The organism is Natronomonas sp. EA1, from assembly GCF_051195035.1.
Taxonomy (GTDB): Archaea; Halobacteriota; Halobacteria; order Halobacteriales; family Haloarculaceae; genus JBNTJV01.
Genome location: NZ_JBNTJV010000005.1, coordinates 74,222 through 89,263 on the forward strand (window position 1 = coordinate 74,222; position 15,042 = coordinate 89,263).

12 protein-coding genes and 1 pseudogene are annotated in these 15,042 nt (G+C 63.3%); 4 read left to right on the forward strand and 9 right to left on the reverse strand.

Annotation, left to right across the window (positions count from 1 at the left end; translation table 11 throughout):
• Positions 1-58: 58 nt before the first annotated feature.
• Complete coding sequence (locus tag ACQUQR_RS15180) at positions 59-1,828, reverse strand: ABC transporter substrate-binding protein (protein ID WP_435197363.1); 1,770 nt, start codon at positions 1,826-1,828, stop codon at positions 59-61.
• Positions 1,829-1,937: 109 nt separating this feature from the next.
• Positions 1,938-4,496, reverse strand: a complete 2,559-nt coding sequence (locus ACQUQR_RS15185) for an ABC transporter ATP-binding protein (RefSeq protein ID WP_435197364.1) — start codon at positions 4,494-4,496, stop codon at positions 1,938-1,940.
• A gap of 159 nt (positions 4,497-4,655) precedes the next feature.
• Between ACQUQR_RS15185 and ACQUQR_RS15190 the strand changes: the two genes are divergently transcribed.
• The gene (locus ACQUQR_RS15190; RefSeq protein ID WP_435197365.1) at positions 4,656-5,186 is read left to right on the forward strand and encodes a DUF7529 family protein; all 531 of its coding nucleotides are present in this window, start codon (positions 4,656-4,658) and stop codon (positions 5,184-5,186) included.
• A 202-nt stretch (positions 5,187-5,388) separates the two neighbouring features.
• Here the strand turns inward: ACQUQR_RS15190 and ACQUQR_RS15195 are convergent, their stop codons facing one another.
• Complete coding sequence (locus ACQUQR_RS15195; protein WP_435197366.1) at positions 5,389-5,853, reverse strand: Zn-ribbon domain-containing OB-fold protein; 465 nt, start codon at positions 5,851-5,853, stop codon at positions 5,389-5,391.
• The gene (locus tag ACQUQR_RS15200; RefSeq protein ID WP_435197367.1) at positions 5,850-7,019 is read right to left on the reverse strand and encodes a thiolase C-terminal domain-containing protein; all 1,170 of its coding nucleotides are present in this window, start codon (positions 7,017-7,019) and stop codon (positions 5,850-5,852) included. The genes ACQUQR_RS15195 and ACQUQR_RS15200 overlap by 4 nt, the downstream gene beginning before the upstream one ends.
• A 59-nt stretch (positions 7,020-7,078) precedes the next feature.
• Between ACQUQR_RS15200 and ACQUQR_RS15205 the strand changes: the two are divergent.
• Positions 7,079-7,219: pseudogene (locus ACQUQR_RS15205) on the forward strand (winged helix-turn-helix transcriptional regulator); the annotation flags it as partial.
• A gap of 114 nt (positions 7,220-7,333) precedes the next feature.
• Here the strand turns inward: ACQUQR_RS15205 and ACQUQR_RS15210 are convergent.
• Positions 7,334-7,765 carry a PAS domain S-box protein gene (locus ACQUQR_RS15210; protein ID WP_435197368.1) on the reverse strand — a complete coding sequence of 144 codons (432 nt, stop codon included), beginning with the start codon at positions 7,763-7,765 and terminating at the stop codon, positions 7,334-7,336.
• A gap of 111 nt (positions 7,766-7,876) precedes the next feature.
• Here ACQUQR_RS15210 and ACQUQR_RS15215 point away from each other — a divergent pair, with 111 nt between their 5' ends.
• Positions 7,877-9,112: an MFS transporter gene (locus ACQUQR_RS15215; RefSeq protein ID WP_435197369.1), complete on the forward strand. Its 1,236-nt coding sequence runs from the start codon at positions 7,877-7,879 to the stop codon at positions 9,110-9,112.
• 30 nt (positions 9,113-9,142) lie between these two features.
• On the opposite strand, the gene ACQUQR_RS15220 is transcribed toward ACQUQR_RS15215, so the two are convergent.
• From ACQUQR_RS15220 to ACQUQR_RS15235, 4 genes are all read right to left on the reverse strand, one after another.
• The gene (locus ACQUQR_RS15220) at positions 9,143-10,489 is read right to left on the reverse strand and encodes an ATP-binding protein (RefSeq protein WP_435197370.1); all 1,347 of its coding nucleotides are present in this window, start codon (positions 10,487-10,489) and stop codon (positions 9,143-9,145) included.
• Between the two features lie 284 nt (positions 10,490-10,773).
• Complete coding sequence (locus ACQUQR_RS15225) at positions 10,774-11,130, reverse strand: DsrE family protein (RefSeq protein WP_435197371.1); 357 nt, start codon at positions 11,128-11,130, stop codon at positions 10,774-10,776.
• Between the two features lie 233 nt (positions 11,131-11,363).
• Positions 11,364-12,785, reverse strand: a complete 1,422-nt coding sequence (locus tag ACQUQR_RS15230) for a dihydrolipoyl dehydrogenase (RefSeq protein ID WP_435197372.1) — start codon at positions 12,783-12,785, stop codon at positions 11,364-11,366.
• Positions 12,786-13,182: 397 nt separating this feature from the next.
• Entirely contained in the window at positions 13,183-14,178 is a 996-nt protein-coding gene (locus ACQUQR_RS15235; RefSeq protein ID WP_435197373.1) for a DUF3179 domain-containing (seleno)protein, read from the reverse strand.
• A gap of 170 nt (positions 14,179-14,348) precedes the next feature.
• Between ACQUQR_RS15235 and ACQUQR_RS15240 the strand changes: the two genes are divergently transcribed.
• The gene (locus ACQUQR_RS15240) at positions 14,349-15,020 is read left to right on the forward strand and encodes an NAD(P)H-hydrate epimerase (RefSeq protein WP_435197374.1); all 672 of its coding nucleotides are present in this window, start codon (positions 14,349-14,351) and stop codon (positions 15,018-15,020) included.
• Positions 15,021-15,042: the final 22 nt, after the last annotated feature.

A 15,042-nucleotide genomic window follows, 5' to 3' on the forward strand; every position in this document is an offset into this window, starting at 1 on the left:
TTGGCATCGGCCGCGGGTCGGCCGGCCGTCGAGCAGTGGACGACGAGCGGTCGGCTCGTTATTTGAGCTCGACCGACTCGAGGAACGGACCGCCGACGGAGCTCACGGTGTAGGAGTCCGCGACGACAGCGTTGGTGTTAATCGCCCGCAGGGTCTTCGCGTAGTCCACGAAGACCCACGGCGCCTCATCGTGGGCGAGCATGCTCGCCTGCTGGTACTTCTTCTTCCGCGTGGCCTCGTCGTACGTCTTCTGGGCCTCACGGACGAGCTGCATGTACTCCGAGTTCGCCCACGCCGAGACGTTCAGCGTACTGTAGCCCTCGGTATCGAAGCTGACCCAGTCCTGGCCCTCGGGGACCGCGTCCAGCGGGACCTTCGGGTCGAGCAGGACGTACATGAAGTTGTCCGGGTCGGCGTTGTCGGTGTACCAGCCGAGGAAACACGCGTCGTGCTTGCCGGCGGACGTGTACTCCAGATACGAGGAGAACGTCGAGAACTGGTTGATCTCGACCTCGATGCCGACGTCGGCCAGGTCGGATTTGACCTGGTTCGCCGTCTGGATGGGGCTCGGGTTGTACCCACGCGGGTTCGAGAAGGTCGCCAGCTCGAACGAGAACTCAGAGATGCCGGCCTCGTCGAGCATCGACTGCGCCTTGTCCTTGTCCGTCGGGTAGGGGTCGAGGTCGTTCGCGCGACCCATGACGCCCTCGGGGAGCGGCTGGCTCGCCTGCTTCGCGAACCCCTGATAGATGTCCTCGACGATCGCCTTCGTGTTCACCGCGTAGTTGATCGCCTGCCGGACCGTCTTGTCGCGGAACTCGGTCACCCGCTCCATGTTGAACGCCATGTAGCCGGTGTTGATGCCGGACTTGGACTTCATCTGGGCCGAGCCCGCGCTCTCGATGCTCGCGACGGACTGGGCGTCGAGGTTGTCGGTGATGTGCGATTCACCGTTGATGACGCTCTGTGCACGCGAGGAGTTCTGCCCGATCGTCCGGAAGATGACCTCGCCGACCTTCGGGCCGTCGCCCCAGTAGTCGCCGTACGCCTCCAGGAGGACGCGCTGGTTCGAGTTGTCGAGCTGGCCCCACTGGAACGGCCCCGTGCCGACGGGCTCGGTACCGAGCGCGACCTGGTCCGAGGCGTTGCTGCCGAGGCTCTCGATCTGCGCCTTCGAGAGGATCGCCGCCGCGAACATCGCCAGGTTCCGCAGGAACGGCGCGTACTGCTGGGTCAGCGTGAACGTCACCTCGTACTTGCTGGAGGCGTCGATCGACTCGATCCAGTTGCCGAACGTGAACCCGGCGTACCCCGAGGCGTTCTCGGTGCCGAGGTAGTACTCGTAGTCCTCGTTGGTGAAGCGCTCGACGGTCGCCTTCACGTCGGCGGCCGTGAACTCCTCGCCGTTGTGGAACGTGACGCCCTCCTTGAGCTGGAGGGTCGCCGTCGTGCCGCTGAGCTCCCAGCCGTCGCTCTTCGCGAGGCCGTCGGTGAGCCGGCCACCGCTCCCGGGGACGAACTGGATGAGCGTGTCGAAGATCTGGTTCGTGACCTTCGCGACCTCACCACTGGTCGTCTGCTGCGGGTCGTAGTTCTGAGGGTGGTCACCACGGGCGTAGATGAGCGAGCCGCCACTCCCACCGTCGTCGCCACCGTCGTCACCGCCACCGCCGCCACTCCCGCCGCCACTCCCACCGTTACCGCCACCACCACCACCACCGCTGTCGTCGCTGGAGGAACATCCCGCCAGCGCGGTGGCCGCGGTCACGGTTGCACCTGCCGTCTTCAGGAACCGACGCCGTCCGACTTCGCTGTCACTCTCTGGCATAGCTGTCAAAATTTGCTCCTTGGCAATAAACATTAACAATCTGCATAATCGCCCCGGCCCGACCGAAATTCCTCTCTTCGGGCCAGCCGACCGTCGCCACGTCCGGCGATTATCGCTCGGGTGACCGGTTCGGCTCGCCGGGCTGTTCGTACAGGTGACACGCCGCCGGGTGCGCCTCGTCCTGCAACACCGGGTCGGCGCGTTCACAGACGCTCGTGAACCGCTCCGCGAGCACGGTCTCGGCCTCCGCCCACTCCTCGCGAGCGAGTGCCTCGAACGCCGTCTGCACGACCTCGCGTGACCGGCCCTCGACGACGGAGGGGTCGTCGAACAGCTCGTTCCAGAGCACGTCGGTGAACGCCTCGACCGCCGGGGAGCCCGCGCTCGGGACCTCACCGCCGGCCATCGCCCCACCGTCGGTCATGGCGGCCCGCTGGTCGGCCGAGGCCTCGGTGGTCTCCTCGACCTGCTTCCACGCCAGCTCCACGTCGATGGACTCCTCTTCGACCCGCTGGCGGACGTTCATCACCTCGCGATACGCGGACTGGGGCATCTCCACGTCCTCCGGCGGGATGATCTGCGGGCAGCGCGTCCGGAAGTGACAGCCAGAGGGTGGGTCGATGGGGCTGGGGACGTCCCCTTCGAGGATGATGCGGTCGTCCGTGTCCACCGTCGGGTCCGGGACGGGGATCGACGACAACAGCGCCTGCGTGTAGGGGTGTTTCGGGTCCGCGAACAGCTCGTCCGTGTCCGCGATCTCCACGACCTCGCCCAGATACATCACCGCCACGCGGTCGGAGACGTGGCGAACCACGCTCAGGTCGTGGGCGATGAACAGGAACGTGAGCCCGAACTCCTCCTGGAGGTCCTCCAGCAGGTTCAGGATCTGCGCCTGCACGCTCACGTCGAGTGCCGACACCGGCTCGTCACAGACGATGAAATCGGGGTCGACCGCGAGCGCGCGGGCGATGCCGACGCGCTGGCGCTGCCCGCCGGACATCTCGTGGGGGTAGCGGTCGATCTGTTCGCGAGAGAGGCCAACGTTGTCGATGAGCTCCAGCACGCGCTGGCGGCGTTGCTCGCGGCGGCTCTGTCCCTCTTCCGGGGGTTCCTCGGGCAGGTCGTGGATCTTCAGCGGCTCCGTGAGGATCTGCCCGACCGTCATCCGGGGGTCGAGACTCGACAGCGGGTCCTGGAAGATCATCTGCATGTCGCGGCGCTTCTCGCGGAGCCGCTCCTTGTCGAGCCCCGCGAGGTCGTCGCCCGCGAAGAGGACGCTCCCGTCGGTGGGTTCGAGCAGTCTGAGGATGGTCTCTCCCGTCGTGGACTTCCCACACCCGGACTCGCCGACCAGTCCCAGGGTCTCCCCCTCGCGGATGTCGAAGCTCACGCCGTCGACCGCTTTCACGCTCTGGTCCTCCCGCGAGAGCCACTTGTCCAGCAGGTCGTCGGCCCGCGAGAAGTGCTTCTTCAGGTCGCGCACCTCGACGAGCGACTCGCCGATCTCGTGGTCCGACGACGATTCGATAGAGGCCTGCGTGCCCGCGTACTCGTCCGTGTCGAAGTCCTCCAGCACGCACTTCGCCGTGTGCTCCACGTCGTCGTCCCCGTGTTGGAGATACGGGATCTCCTGGCCGACACACGCCTCGTGGGCCCACGGACAGCGGTCGGCGAAGTGACACCCCTCGTCCATGTCGATGAGGTCGGGGACGTTCCCCTCGATGGGGGTGAGCCGTTCTTTGTCCTCGCGGGGGATGGACTCCAGCAGTGCGTAGGTGTAGGGGTGTGAGGGATTCTCGAAGATCTCCTCGACCGGCCCCTCCTCGACGATGTTGCCCGCGTACATCACCGCGACGCGGTCGCAGGTCTCGGCGACGACCCCGAGGTCGTGGGTGATGAACAGGACGCTCATCCCGCGTTCGTCCTGGAGCTCGTTGATCAGATCGAGGATCTGCGCCTGGATCGTCACGTCGAGCGCGGTCGTCGGCTCGTCCGCGATGAGCAGCTGGGGCCGGCACGCGAGCGCGATGGCGATGAGGACGCGCTGGCGCATCCCGCCGGAGAACTCGTGGGGATACTCGTCGAGCCGCGCGGTCGGCTCCGGGATGCCGACCTCCTCGAGGATGGAGATGGTGTCTTCGAGTACCTGCTCGTCCATCTCGTCGCGGCTGAGGTCGGGGAGGATCTCACGGACCGCGTTGAACCACGAGTCCTTGGTGCGCTGGCCGTAGCGGTGGAGCCGGAGGCTCTCCGCGACCTGCTCCCCGACGGGCACCGCGGGGTTCAGCGAGGTCATCGGGTCCTGGAAGATCATGCTCATCTCCCCGCCGCGGATGGTCCGCATCGCCGGTTCGGGCGCGGCCGCGAGGTCCACCGTGCCACGACGCTCGTCGACGAACTCGTCGGCCCGGCGCGGGTACTCCTCGGCCAGCCGTGAGGCGAGGTCCGCGTCCTGGAACTCGACGCTCCCCTCCGCGATGTAGCCGGGGTCGTCGACCAGGTTCATCGCCGACAGGGCCGTGACGGACTTCCCGGAGCCGGACTCGCCAACCAGCCCGACGGTCTGTCCCTCGGGCACCGTGAGGTCCAGCTCCTCCACGGCACGCACCGTCCCTCGTTCGGTGTCGAAGCGGGTGTGCAACCCGGAAATGGAGAGTAAATCGGTCACTATCCACAGTCGTGCTCGCTCGGTTGAAAAACGTTTCCCGAGAAGGATTTCACGAGAAGTATCGCTTCGAGCGGGACCGACCGATGACCCACGAGAGTGTCACCGGCGCGTTGCGGGCCCTTCCGAACCCTTTTCATCGCGGCCGCCCGCGCCCCTACCATGAACGAGGACCGCGTCGACGCGGACGTCAACCTCGAGGAGCAGTTGCCCCCGGAGGGCGTGCTCGGCCACTGGGAAGCCGTCATCGAGGACATGGCGGCGACCGCCGCGGAGTACCGCGAGAACGGCTGGGAGGTCGTCGAGCTCTACCCCGGTGACGTGGCTCCCCTCTCCGGGCAACAGGAGACCGGCGACCGGTACGGGATCGACCTCGTCGTCCCGGGCGAGGACGCCCGCACCGTCCGGAACCTCGTCACCGCCTCGGACGCGGCGTTCGACGCCTGTTCCGTGTTCCGGGCGGTCGAAACGGGGATCGTGTTCCTCATCGTCGCCGTCGAGGACCACGAGCGCGAGCTCGCCGTCGTCTTCCCCGCCTACTACGACAGCGACGACGCCGACGCACGGGACATGCTCGAAGCCGCGACGCGAAACGGCGAGATGCGAACCCACGTGCGTGACCTCGCCGGTGACGCCGTCTCCACGTTCTCCCACGACGACCCGGAGCTGTTCTACCCGCCCGCCGAAGAGTGAGTTCGGAGCGCCAGCCGAAGCGCCGTCGAGACACTGGGCATCGGCGGAACTCGTATAGAATTCGGTCCGCTCGTTCGCACGCTTTCGTAGGTGGGGTGAACGAGCACTCCGAGTAGGTCGTCGCACACCGTGTTTCCGGTGAAATCGGACGGGAGAAGCCGAGTGACACCGGTGTCGGTTTCTCCCCCGAATCGCTGCGCAGCTAGTCGGAACACCGCAGTTCGAACAGGTGGATCGGCCAGTCGGCCTCGTAGTCGAGTGCGATCTCCCGTTCGTCTGCCGTCGGCTCGCGAACCGTCAGTTCGACCGCGTCACCGATGGCCACGTCGTCGTAGTCGGCGTCAACACGCCCGAGGAGCCGGCCGCCGTCCGTGAGTTCGACGACGGCGATCGTGTAGGGGGCATCGGCCGCGAACGCCGGCGGCGGGGTGTGGACCTCCGTGTAGGTGTAGATCTCTCCCTCCGGGGTCTGCGGCTCGACGTCGACATCGCGGCTCCCGCAGGCGTAGCAGGCGGGCCGCGGTGGTAGCAGCACCTGGCCGCAGTCCGCACAGACCCCGCCCAGGAGTTCTCCGTCCCCGAGGGCGTCGAAGAACCCCGGCAGCGTCCGGGGGTCGCTCGCGTCGAGGGTGTCGGCGGTCTCGGTGCCGCGGGTCTCGTCGGTCATGGTGCCTCCGCCGTCGTGAGCACGTGGCCGACGGTGACGGCGTCCGCGACCCCGCCTTCGTTCAACAGCAGGGCCGTGTCGGCGCCCTCGACCGCGCGGTCGCCGGCAGCTCCGGTGAGCTGTTCGTACGCTTCGAGCGCCTGCAGGAGCCCGGTCGCCCCGATGGGGTGCCCGCGGGCTTTGAGCCCCCCGCTCGTGCTCAGCTCTACGTCGGTCCAGCCGTCGGCCCGCTCTTCGGGAGGGAGGTAGCTCTGATACCCCATCCCGGAGGGAGCGAAACCGACCGCCTCCGCGAGCAACGCCTCGCAGACGGTGAAGGCGTCGTGGACCTCCGCGATGTCCACGTCGGTCGCGTCGATGCCCGCCTCCTCGTAGGCGGTCTCGGCTGCGACGCGCGCACCCGAGATATTCGTCATGTTCCGCTCGGCGACCGCGATGTTGTTCGCGGAGGCCCCGCTGCCCGCGACGCGGACCAGGGGCCGGTCGAGTTTCTCCGCGATCTCGGCGGTCGTCACGAGCACGGCCGCGGAGCCGTCACCGACCGGCGCGCAGTCGAAGAGCTTCAACGGCGGGGCGATCGGAGTGGAGTCCAGCACGGTGTCGACATCGATCTCCTTCGGGAACTGCGCCCGGGGGTTGCGCGAGGCGTTGCCGTGGTTCTTCACGGCGATCTTCGCGAGGTCGCGTTCCGTGGCGTCCGTCTCGTGGAGATACCGCTGTCCGAGCAGCGCGTACTGGCTGGGTGCAGTGATACCGGACCGTTGCTCGATGGCGCGGTCGAACGCCGCCGACAGCGCGTCCGTCGCGCCACTCGTCCCCGCGGCGGTCATCTTCTCGACCCCGCACGCGAGCACGGCCTCGTGTTCCCCGTTGCGAACGTCCTTGACCGCGTGGCGCAGCGCGAGCGCCCCCGCGGCGGCACACCCCTCGACCCGCTCGGCGGGGACGTGACGGAGCCCCGCCCACTCGGCCAGCAGCGTGCCGTACATGATCTGGTGTTCGTAGCTCTCCGACTGATTGCCCACGTACACCGCCTCGACGATGTCCGCCGGGTCGGGGAGTCCCTCGAACGCCTCCGCGAGCGCGACCGAGAACAGGTCGCGACCCGGGAGGTCCGTGCGGCCGAGCGGTGAGGCGCCGACCGACGCGATGACTGGTTCTGGCATACGTACCTACTGACTCTTGATGCCCATAGTTAGCTATTCGCATTCTTCAGTTCGCTGAAGAGCTCGCCGAATCTACGCTTCTCCCGGCCCGAACCGTTCGATATGCTCTCAAGAAGCTCGAAGAGAATGGGATCGTTTCTTCCCGTATCTCGTTTATCGATGCGAGACGGCGGATCTATTCACTCGAATCGGACGGCTAACGTATCGGCACCGAAGTATAGGTCAGTCCCAGCCCCCCGCCGGCCAGACGAACTCCGACGGTGGTGAGGAGACCGAAGACGGCGAATAACCCGTGAGAGAGGTCGAATCTCTTCTCAGAAGAGATTACGGAGCATCGCGATCATCTGTATCGGGTCGGTTCCATCTTCGCCGGCATTGAGTGCGGCCCCAGAGATCTCGGTCGGAACCTCTTCCCCGTCTTTGGTGAGACAGGTCAAATCGTCGGTGAACCCCGATCCCTCCTGGTAGACTTGAGAGATGAACTCCTCTCGAACGCGCTCGACGTCATTCGGATGAATATCCACCGGATGCATCGAGAGGAGTTCCCCGCGGGAGTATCCGAGCAGGTCGCAGGCTGCGGGATTGACGTCGAGAAAGGACTCGGTCTCCAGGTCGACGACCATCACCGCGTCGTTGTTGTATTGGAAGATCTTGCGATACCGCTCTTCAGGAGGCGAACTCGGAGCAGTGGACGTACTCGCCGAAAGATCACTTGGAGGGTCATCACGATCCCGGTCCTCGGTCATGTTCCTAGCGTGGGTACGGATGTCTTCTGTATATATAAATCGCGCTGCGGTGTGCAATACACCCGAACCTCCTCGTGAGCTTTTATCCGCTTTGATTAGTACACCAGCGTGATGGAGACGGAGTCACAGACGCAGGAACCGACGAAACCGAGTCGCTACCGCGTCCTCCTCGTTCTTGCTGTTGCCGAACTGCTTGCGATGACGCTCTGGTTCAGTGCATCAGCGGTCGGGCCGGAACTCGCGGCGCTCTGGGATCTTTCGAGCGCTGAGACGGCATGGTTGACGAACGCGGTGCAACTCGGCTTCGTCGTCGGTGCCGTGCTTTCTGCGACGCTCACCCTCTCGGATACGATTCCACCACGGTACCTGTTTGCTGTCTCAGCCGCCATCGGCGTGGGAGCGACTGTACTCATTGCCCTTGCCGTGTCGTCGTTCCTTCCAGCGGTTCTGTTACGGTTTCTCACCGGTGTCGCACTGGCCGGTGTGTACCCGACCGGCATGAAAATCATGGCTGGCTGGTTTCGGGAAGGACGCGGTTTCGCTATCGGCACGCTTGTCGGGGCACTCACGATCGGATCGGCGATGCCGCATCTGCTTCGGGCGATCGGTGGCGTCGGCCGTCCGCGACTCGTATTACTTGGTGCGGCTGGGCTCGCAGCAGTCAGTGGTGTACTCGTTCTCTTCGTGCGTCCAGGGCCCTATCAAGCTCCGGCAGCACCGTTCGATCCCGGAGCCGTTCGGCGGATGCTCGGTGACCGCGGAACGATGCTTGCTAACCTCGGGTACTTCGGCCATATGTGGGAATTATACGCCGTCTGGGCGTGGATTCCGGTATATCTGGCTGCGAGTTTCGCTGCCAGCGGTGACCCGGCACCGACACTCGCTGCGCTACTCGCGTTCGGAACCATTGCAGTAGGGGGTATCGGTGCCGTCGTCGCCGGTGTGTTCGCAGACCGAATCGGACGGACGACCGTCACGAGTGGAAGCATGGTCGTCAGCGGCACCGCGTGCATCGGTGCCGGCTTCGTGTTTGGTGGGCCTCTACTCATCCTCGTCCCCTTCCTGTTGATCTGGGGATTCGTCATCGTCGCCGACTCCGCGCAGTTCTCGGCGGCCGTCTCCGAACTCGCCGAGGACAATTACGTCGGGTCAGCCCTGACGCTACAGACTGCCGTCGGCTTTCTTCTCACGGTGGGGTCGATCCAAATCACGCCAATTATTGCCGAAGTCGTCGGCTGGCAGTGGGCGTTTTCACCACTGGTTGTTGGACCGTTCGTCGGGACAGTCGCAATGCTATGGCTCAGACGGCTTCCCGAGGCAACTGCACTGGCTGGCGGTCGTAGGTGACCCCGCTCTCGCGCTGAGTGGACGATTCCCTTATCGGAGCTCTGTCGGCAGCACGAAGACGAGACCGCCGATCAAAGCGCCCCAGACGAGATGGCCGATGAGGGAGACGATGCCGAGATTTGGAACCGACGCCGGTATGCCGACGAGATTGAGCCATACTCCCATGACGACGCCGGCGGCGACGAGCCATAGTAGCACCCCATAGAGGATTCCAAGCGTGACGGTCCCGGAGAGAGTCTCAGTGTAGTGGCCGAGGCGATCGACAGTCGCCGCAGCGACGAATACGGTTGCAAATACCACGCTGTGGAACAGGTGAGTTATCCATCCCACGGCGTTCGTCTGAATTCCGTAGAGCGCCCCGATAATACCCATTTCACCGGTGAATGTCTGGAGGATTAGGCCCATCGCTACCCCTGCCACGACACCAGCGACTGCAGCGTTCCGGAGGCTCTCTGACCTGACTCCTGGTCGATTACTCTCGGGGGCCTGCTCGGATGTTCGGGGCAAGGTTACGACAACCGTGGTACTCGTCTCCCTATCGACGATGTCGATGGTACCTCCGTACTGAGACACCAACAATCGGATGATCGGTATCCCGTAACCGGTGCTCTGGTCCTCATAGTCTTGTATACCTTCGAGGAGTGTGCTTCGAGCGGATTCGTTGAGCCACCGACCGGGAGCGGTAACCGACACGTCGACGGTGGTTTCCTCTGGGGAGACTGCAACGGTCGCTTCGCGTTTCGAGGCCCGCTTGAGTGCGCCTTCGACGAGTTCCGAAATCACCGTTTCGAGGTGCTCGTCAGCGCGGACTTGTACGGAGTCGGGCGCGTCGATCGTAACTGTGGCATCGTCGAAAAACTGATCCGAGCACTCCCGAACGGTGGCGGCCAGGTCGACCGACGTTAAACTCACTGCAGTCTCATCGAGACTTCGAATGAGAAATCCCACCTGTGCTATCGTTCGTTCGATGCGATCGACTCCATCACTGATCGCATCGTAACTACCGCCGGTGCTCTGTCCCTTGTGTAACAATCCTGCATGTCCTCGAATCGCCGTGATCGCGTTCAAGATCTCGTGACGGAGAATCCGGTTCAACAAGACGATCTGATCGGACTGTCTCGAGAGCGATCGCTGGCGTCGCTCGTCTCTCGCGGATCGGATGCCGACGAGTATTCCACCTGCTCCACCCCCGAGAACGGCGTTGGCGACGACGATGTCTGAGGACAGCGTCGCGACTGGATTTGAGCTCTCGACGGCACCCAGAGCAACCATCACGAAGATACCGACACTACCGATAAGAAACCACGTCGCGATGGTGCGGGCGTACGCTCTGCCGTGAGTACTGACGGCCAGATTGACACCGTAAATTACGAGCACCAGACCAACTACGAGTGGAACTAATCGGAGTGATATGGCCAGGCCCGAACCGGCTGGACTAGTGTAGACGACTCCAACCAAGAGTGTTCGCGTCAGGATGAATGCGACCAGGGCGATGAACAGGCCCCCCGGTTTTATTCGAAGTTCGTCACCTGCGGATGGGAACATGAGTGGCGTATTTAAGCAGTACTCCGAGAAGCACCAGATGAAGTCGGAAGGGAGACATCGGTTGTTGGCTGATTGTGCTGTTGCGGGCCCCGAGACGGAATCTACCGCTTCGAACGTCAGAACGTGATGACTTCGTAGCCGTCGTCGACGAGCGAACGGATGCTGGGGTGGCCGTCGTGGTCGTCGAGCCGCACCAGGCCGGAGTCGTTCACGGCATCATCGACACCGAACGCCCCGGAGCAGAAATCACACACGGACGCGTCGTCCTTGACCGCCTGGTAGAGTTCGTGCTGGTCACTGTCCGGGTCCTCGAGTTCGGGGATCCACTGAGTACCGGCCCCGTCGAAGATGAGTTCGAGCTCGTCCCCGTCAGTCTCGGCGAACTCCCTCGCCGTCTCGAGACCGTTGACGAGATAGCCGAGGTTCGTATGCCCCTCTGTTCCAGCCAGAATCACGACTGCTGCTTTTGCCATTGCATGAGCCGGTATAGCCCCGGAGGGTATAGTCCGTCCGCGGCCGTGCAACGATGGTACGCCCACGGACACGATTTATATACTGCGTGACGATCCACGGAACTCTGTGTCGAAACGCCGTCCAGAGCGGCCGTCTCTGGCCTGTGATTCTCGCGTGGGTCTCGAACGCGGCTTCGTCCCCGTACCGTTCGAAAGGCCAAGAGGTTCTCGGACGAAGCCAGGAGTCGATGAACTCAGTGTGAGTGACCTCCCCGGGAGAACTGCCCCGAGAACGCTCGCTGAACTACCTCCGAGAGTGCAGGGTGGATATGGATGGATTCGCGAATATCCGTGACTGTCCCCGTCCCGGCTTTCATCGCGACGATGACCTCCTGTATGAGATCGGAGGCTTCGGGGCCGATGATATGGCAGCCGAGGATTTCGCCCTCCAAGTCGATGATGACCTTGACGAAGCCGTCGGCTTTCATTGCACTTCCACGTGCTGTCTGGTCGTACCGATAAGTCCGCGTTGCATACTCCGTGCCGGCTTCCCGAAGTTCAGATTCGTGTGCGCCTACCCCGGCGACTTCAGGTGACGCGAACACGGCGAAGGGCATCGCAGTGTAATCGACTGGCTGGAGGTCGTCGCCGAAGAGACTTCGAGCGACGGCCTGGGCCTCGTGGTTCGCGCTGTGCTTCAGAAGATACTCGCCGACGATGTCACCCAGTGCCCAGACTCCCTCAGCGGTCGTTCGGAGATACTCGTCGGTCTCGACGAAGCCTCGCTCGTCGGTTTCGACCCCTGCTGCGTCGAGATCGAGTAGATCGGTGTTCGGCGTGCGGCCAGCGGCCACGAGGAGCGCGTCCCCCGTTACAGTCACCGATTCGCCGCCGCGTATCCCACCGTCGTCTCCGTACTCGTAAGGGTGGGCTTCGACAGCAACTGAACCATCGTTCTCCGAGGCAGCTGTCGCTGCATAGCCGGTGGGGACAGTGAATCGCTCGGCGTAGCGGTCGGTGAACGCCTCGGCGACCTCCTCGTCGGCTTCCGGAAGGAGATTCGGCCGTCGCCCGATAATCGTCACGTCGCTCCCGAACGTGCCGAAGAAGTGACCGAGCTCGGCGGCGATGTAGCCGCCTCCGACGATCACGAGGTGGTCCGGTGGGGTTTCCAACTGCAACGCTTCGGTGCTGGTGAGGTAGTCCACGTCGTCGATACCATCGATATCGGGGATTGCCGGCCGCGTGCCTGCAGCGATTAGTACTGTCTCGGCTCGAATTCGGGCTCCTTCGTCCTCACCGCTGACGAGTTCGACCGTTCGTTCGCCCACGAATCGACCCTCTCCTTCGTAGAGATCGTGTTGCGAGGAGGAACGGAGCCCTTTCCGGATAGAGTCGGCGTCGCCACTCACGTCCTCGTTGACCTCGCGAACCATCTTCGCGAAGTCCACATCAGTTATTTCTGCGTCAATGTGGAACGCGTCGGCACTCTCGATCGTCTCGAATACGTCAGCGTGGTAGAGCAGCATCTTGGACGGGATACACCCGCGGTTGAGACACGTCCCACCGAGCGGTCCTTTCTCTACGACTGCGACTGACTGACCTCGGTTGGCTGCTGCGTTCGCGACATCCAAACCGGAGCCCGAACCGATGACCAGAAAATCGACTTCGTTCATACATCTGTTATCCGTCCCCGTGAGTAATGATCATCTGCGCTGCCGTTCGGTTCTTTCCCACACTCGAATCAGTAGAACGCGGGACAGATGGCTCCGCTACCGTGGGGCGATTACCGCTGTACACGAGGGGCACTCGGCGAACACCCCGATCGAGTTATCCGACCGTTCGTACCTGATCAGCTCGTCTATCGGCTGGATATCGTGACCGCAGTTCGGGCACACGCCGAGGCGTGAATCGTCGTTCATCATCAAGGGGGCGGGAGCGTGTGACAGGACGCCCCGTTCAGTAGTCGGTTGAAACAGGACATAAGCATTGGCCGGGTCTGCAATCTCGCTCCACAACAGCACTGAGGACTGACTGACGTTTGTACTCGGTAGTCTGTTCTATCGGTGCTTCTCACGCGAGTCCGTAGAAGCTCTTCGGACCGTGGTCGTCCTGCCAGGCGAAGGCGTAGAGCCGTCGACTCGGTACTCGTGCCAGCGTACGACCGTCGTCACTCCGGCCCGTTGTAGTGTCCCATTTGGCCCCGTCGCCGTACAGCGCTCCCTCCTGAAATTCGAACGCGTAGCCGGGATCTTCGAACGCGTGAATGTCATTCCCGGAGCTGACGATGAGCACGTCGAGATCGCCCACCGTATCCGAGACGACACCACCCGCGTTCTGGACCTGCTCGACTGGATACCCGACGGCATCTCCTCCGTGTGTGATACCTAACACCACCGTCTTGGCGTCGATGTCCTCGCGGTCCCACGACCGTTCCCTCCCTTCACCACGCATTTCTCTGAGACCGAACCCTTCAGCGGCGTCGTATCGCTCGTACGGGGTCATCTCGTACACCGTTCGCGGTGACTCTCCTCGCGGATCTCCGTCACCGCCGTGAACCGGCTGGAGGACGATTCCGTCGGGGTACTCCGACCGAAATTGGTTCCACGATGTTACAGACGCTGGCACAACGGAGAGTTCGTGCCCGTCGAGCGGCCCATTGATCGCCTTTCCAGTCGGCTGTTTCCACTCCGATTCGGTTTCGCGGTCGTACATCACCAGCGCGTCGTCAGCAAGCTTCCCGGAGGTTCCAAACGTCAACACACGACCGTCGACCCGTCGGTCGTAAACGACCGCACTGGCACAGATCGGACACCATGTGACCGCGACCGGGCGCAACTCGTCGGTCGAGTCACCGGGTGAGCGCCTCCCTGATTCTATGCGGTCACCTACTCCGAGCACGTCGTTGACGATTTCGTGATAGCTGAGAATCCGTACCGGATAGGCCCGTGCAGGCGTGGTTTCGACGACGATTACATCGTCGTCATCGTCTCCTATGTACTCCGTGCCGAAGGTCGGATCGTCAATGCTTGGAATCGCGTCCCGGGGGAGGACGTCCTGAATGTGCATGCACGAAGGACGGTAGGCCAATCAATAACACCTGTGAACAGCGGCATTGGAGGCAGGACGCGTTTCGACCACTTCGAATGCCACTGGCGAGGTATTTGTCCCTGCTCCACCATGACTGAGACATGTCTCGAAATTCGTTCCGCACGTCGACGGGACGGTCCGTCACGGCAGTGACCGCCGACGAGATGCGAGACGTCGACCGTGTCGCCGTCGAGGATGTCGGATTACAGTTACTCCAGATGATGGAGAACGCGGGTCGTATACTCGCTTGGCACGTACGAGACGTTCGAGAGAGCGACGTGGTGGTTATCGCTGGGAACGGTGGGAACGGCGGTGGCGGCCTCACCTGTGCACGACACCTCGCTAATCGAGGTGTCCCCGTTCGAGTGGTTCTGGACAGACCGTCTGAGGAATTGAGTGGCGCGGCGGCTCACCAGTACCACATTCTCGACGAGATGGGTGTCTCAGTCACTTCCGGTGTCGAATCACTCGCCGACGTGGCCGAACGGACAACCATCGTCGACGCACTGATCGGCTACGGACTCAGTGGTGACATCCGGCCACCGGCGGATGCGTACATCGCCCGGATGAATGGCCTATCTGGTCCGACTGTCTCACTCGACGTTCCGTCCGGTATCGACGCTACGACCGGCGAGACGCTGGGCGAGGCAGTTGCGCCGGCTCGCACGGTCACCCTCGCTCTTCCGAAAGCGGGGCTCGATGCTCCCACAGGGGAGCTCTATCTTGCGGACATCAGTATCCCCCGAATCGTGTACGATCGACTCGGTATCGAGTACGAACCGCCGTTTGGAGACGACGACTGGGTCCCACTCGAACAGTAGGCCGACGTTCGCCTCTGTGTGC

Excerpts from the sequence above, each read along its gene's own strand:
- ACQUQR_RS15180 (WP_435197363.1), bottom strand. The coding sequence starts at position 1,828 with ATGCCAGAGAGTGACAGCGAAGTCGGACGGCGTCGGTTCCTGAAGACG.
- ACQUQR_RS15190 (WP_435197365.1), top strand. The coding sequence starts at position 4,656 with ATGAACGAGGACCGCGTCGACGCGGACGTCAACCTCGAGGAGCAGTTG.
- ACQUQR_RS15195 (WP_435197366.1), bottom strand. The coding sequence starts at position 5,853 with ATGACCGACGAGACCCGCGGCACCGAGACCGCCGACACCCTCGACGCG.
- ACQUQR_RS15200 (WP_435197367.1), bottom strand. The coding sequence starts at position 7,019 with ATGCCAGAACCAGTCATCGCGTCGGTCGGCGCCTCACCGCTCGGCCGC.
- ACQUQR_RS15210 (WP_435197368.1), bottom strand. The coding sequence starts at position 7,765 with ATGACCGAGGACCGGGATCGTGATGACCCTCCAAGTGATCTTTCGGCG.
- ACQUQR_RS15215 (WP_435197369.1), top strand. The coding sequence starts at position 7,877 with ATGGAGACGGAGTCACAGACGCAGGAACCGACGAAACCGAGTCGCTAC.
- ACQUQR_RS15225 (WP_435197371.1), bottom strand. The coding sequence starts at position 11,130 with ATGGCAAAAGCAGCAGTCGTGATTCTGGCTGGAACAGAGGGGCATACG.
- ACQUQR_RS15230 (WP_435197372.1), bottom strand. The coding sequence starts at position 12,785 with ATGAACGAAGTCGATTTTCTGGTCATCGGTTCGGGCTCCGGTTTGGAT.
- ACQUQR_RS15235 (WP_435197373.1), bottom strand. The coding sequence starts at position 14,178 with ATGCACATTCAGGACGTCCTCCCCCGGGACGCGATTCCAAGCATTGAC.